Source organism: Ruoffia halotolerans (genome assembly GCF_014049385.1).
GTDB lineage: Bacteria > Bacillota > Bacilli > Lactobacillales > Aerococcaceae > Ruoffia > Ruoffia halotolerans.
Genome location: NZ_JACAOA010000054.1, coordinates 1 through 3,023, shown reverse-complemented (window position 1 = coordinate 3,023; position 3,023 = coordinate 1). Strand labels below are relative to the sequence as shown.

The 3,023-nt window shown below is 36.6% G+C and carries 5 protein-coding genes; 3 read left to right on the top strand and 2 right to left on the bottom strand.

Annotated elements, in window-relative coordinates; genetic code table 11:
- Positions 1-34: 34 nt before the first annotated feature.
- The gene (locus HW423_RS10630; RefSeq protein WP_218931881.1) at positions 35-334 is read right to left on the bottom strand and encodes a YkvA family protein; all 300 of its coding nucleotides are present in this window, start codon (positions 332-334) and stop codon (positions 35-37) included.
- A 206-nt stretch (positions 335-540) separates the two neighbouring features.
- On the opposite strand from HW423_RS10630, the gene HW423_RS10625 reads away from it, so the two are divergent.
- The 3 genes from HW423_RS10625 (at position 541) to HW423_RS10615 (ending at position 2,720) form a co-directional block, all read left to right on the top strand.
- On the top strand, positions 541-717 hold the full coding sequence (locus tag HW423_RS10625) for a hypothetical protein (RefSeq protein WP_218931880.1): 177 nt from the start codon (positions 541-543) through the stop codon (positions 715-717).
- A gap of 274 nt (positions 718-991) precedes the next feature.
- Complete coding sequence (locus tag HW423_RS10620; protein ID WP_328803191.1) at positions 992-1,720, top strand: CHAD domain-containing protein; 729 nt, start codon at positions 992-994, stop codon at positions 1,718-1,720.
- 13 nt (positions 1,721-1,733) lie between these two features.
- Positions 1,734-2,720, top strand: coding sequence for a YhdH/YhfP family quinone oxidoreductase (locus HW423_RS10615; RefSeq protein ID WP_218931879.1), 987 nt, complete (start codon positions 1,734-1,736; stop codon positions 2,718-2,720).
- Between the two features lie 31 nt (positions 2,721-2,751).
- Here HW423_RS10615 and HW423_RS10610 read toward each other — a convergent pair.
- The coding region (locus HW423_RS10610; RefSeq protein ID WP_218931878.1) for a hypothetical protein at positions 2,752-3,023 on the bottom strand (272 nt) is incomplete at its 5' end.

The window sequence follows — 3,023 nt, the reverse complement described above, 5'->3', positions numbered from 1 at the left end:
TAAAAATCGCTCAGGGCTTTTATTTTATATTCAATTAGTCATTCACAACTTCTGCATCTTTAATATTTTGTTGAGGGTCGACTTTCGACACTCCAGTTTGTTTTTCATAGAAATTATCAAGTAAAGTCATCGCAACCGTAGTTAAGACACCAATTACTGCCGCGTCGTCAACAAAACCTAAGGGACCAAAGATATCTGGCAGGACATCCACGGGGAAGATCGTATAGGCTAGGGCGACACCGACAATACCTTTAATATATAGAGGTGTTTCTTTTTTGAATAAGGCTTTGACAAATTTACCTAAAGTTGTTTTTGAAGTTTTATTTGCTTTCATTAATACACACCCTTTCTTGACTATATACATTATAACGCCAAGGATTGATTCGGATATCAGTCTTAAGGATGATATTTAATTGTGACAAGATTATGCCAAGAAAATATGAATTGATTTAAAATACTTTCTCTGAAAAGCGTGTTAAAAGATTATACCACAGCATTTGTGTTAAAATAACATTAACAAATAAACTGAGGAGGCAAATGATGGCAAAGAAATATATTGTAGAAGATTTTGATGCAAATGGTGGCGTCTTTAAAACTCAAATGACAAAGCTATACCAAGAAATTGCCGATTACGCGAATAAAAAAGGTTTAACAATTATTAAAGTCAGTGATTTGGATGAAAAAGGCCGTTGTGCGGTTATTTTTGAAGAGATTTAATTACTTAAGTTCGTTTGTGTATAACTATATGGCACAAGCGAACTTTTTTAAATCAAAATAATTATGCACATGTTCATAATTTGCAAATAACTTTTCATTTTATCAACATATCCACACAACAACTGTGCACAGTATATTGTTTTAGCTCTGCGGATGTAAGTGCTATACTTAAGGTATTGAAAAACAAATTTAAAAAAGAGTGAGAGGTGAATCGAATGACAAAAAAGTAAAAAATATTTTGCTGGAGAGACTGAGCATCATTGAAGCGCGGTACGTGGATTATTCTAATAATCCTTTTGATAGTGATATAGCACATGATTTGCGAGTAAGTATAAGAGAATTGCGTGGTTTATTGAACTTTATCAAACCGATTATCGGTGAAGAAACGTATGATACAATGAATGCACCACTTCGCGAAGCAGCGCAAGTATTTGGACCTATTCGTGAACTCGATGTATTGACTGAATTTACTGAAGAAGTAGCTTTAGAACAACCAGATTTAAGTGAGTATTTTTATGATGCGTTTAACTTATTAGGCAAAGAACGCCGGAAAGAAATGCGTCGCACATTTAACGTGACGAATGTTGAACTAGTCAAAGACGCGTTAACAATCACTAAAGAAACGCTTGAAGAATTAGAGTTGGATAAAGATTTTGATTGGGACAAATATGTTGCTAAACGCTTAGAGAAAAAGAATGACAAATTGCAAAAAGCGTATGAAGAAGTGGATCTCGAAGATTATGAAACGGTTCATGATATTCGAAAAGATGCTAAGAAAAATCGCTATGCAGCAAAATACTATAAAAATATAACATCCATAAAAACTAAACCGTATAAAAAAGCAGCCGAAGCCATTCAAGATGAGTTTGGTGAAGTGACTGATGCGCATGTGAATTACGACTTATTAACAGACTTTGCTGATCAGGTTGAGGATAAAGATGTGAGAGAGTTATTCTATCAAATTCGCGATATTGCTCAAGAAAAAATAATAGTCATCGAATAAAAGGAGAATGAAATTGGATTTATTTAAAGCACTCGTTGTACGAAAAGAAAACGACGACGTAAGTTATGAAGTTGAATCAATAAAGCAAGAAAATTTAGACGAAGGTTCAGTTTTAATCAAAGTTCACTATTCATCACTGAATTATAAAGATATGTTAGCTACTCAAGCAAAGGGTGGCGTGATTCGTCGCTACCCAATGATTCCAGGGATTGACTTAAGTGGAGAAGTTGTTAAAACGACAGATGAATCTTTTGAAGTTGGACAAGAAGTACTCATTACAGGATACGATTTAGGTGTGAATCACACGGGTGGCCTAGCCCAATACGCTCAAGTGCCTTCTGAATGGATCATTCCGGTGCCAGAAAATCTGTCCTTAAAAGATGCTATGACTTATGGGACAGCTGGTTTCACAGCAGCCCAATCTGTTCGAGCACTTGAACAGCATGGTATGGATCCGAAATTGGATCAACAAATATTAGTGACTGGTGCTTCCGGTGGCGTAGGGAGTATTGCCTTAGCCATCCTAGTCAAAGCCGGATACCAAAACGTTACAGCAATGATCCGTAAAGACTATCAGGAGAAAGTTGTTAAAGATATTGGCGCGCATCAAATCTTATGGGCAGAAGATATTGGCGAGAAAAAAGCTCTTGCTTCTCAAAAATACGACTACGTCTTAGACACCGTCGGAGGCGATGTTGCCGCTACTCTCATTCCGCAAATTCAAGAAAAGGGAAGCATGAGTTTATGCGGAAATGCAGCGGGAGTAAAATTAGAAACAACCGTCTTGCCATTAATTCTCAGAGGCATTAACTTACTAGGGATCAACTCAGTCAACGCTTCAAGAGAAGAACGCGAAACAATCTGGAACAACTTGGCGGATTCATGGAATGTTGTTGATAATTTAAACACGAAAACAATTAAACTAGATGACGTTTCTGAAACAATCACCGCCTTAAAAGAAGGCTCACACGTTGGTCGAACAATTGTAGAAATGGATTAGAGATTACATAGAGAACCGTAATTTGATAAAATTAAGGTTCTCTTTTTTTTTGAAAATGCAACTCAAGCCAAATGAAGTTGTGGTTTGTCTTTAGATAGCTGAACTCAAGCCAAATGAAGTTGCGGTTTGTCTTTAGTTGCCCGAACTCAAGCCAAGTGGAGTATTGGTTTGTCTTTAGATAGCCGAACTTAAGCCAAATGGAGTAGCGGTTTGTCTTTAGTTTCCCGACCTCAAGCCAAATGGAGTTGCGGTTTGTCTTTAGATAGCTAAACTCAAGCCAAATGAAGTTGTGGTTTGTCTTTA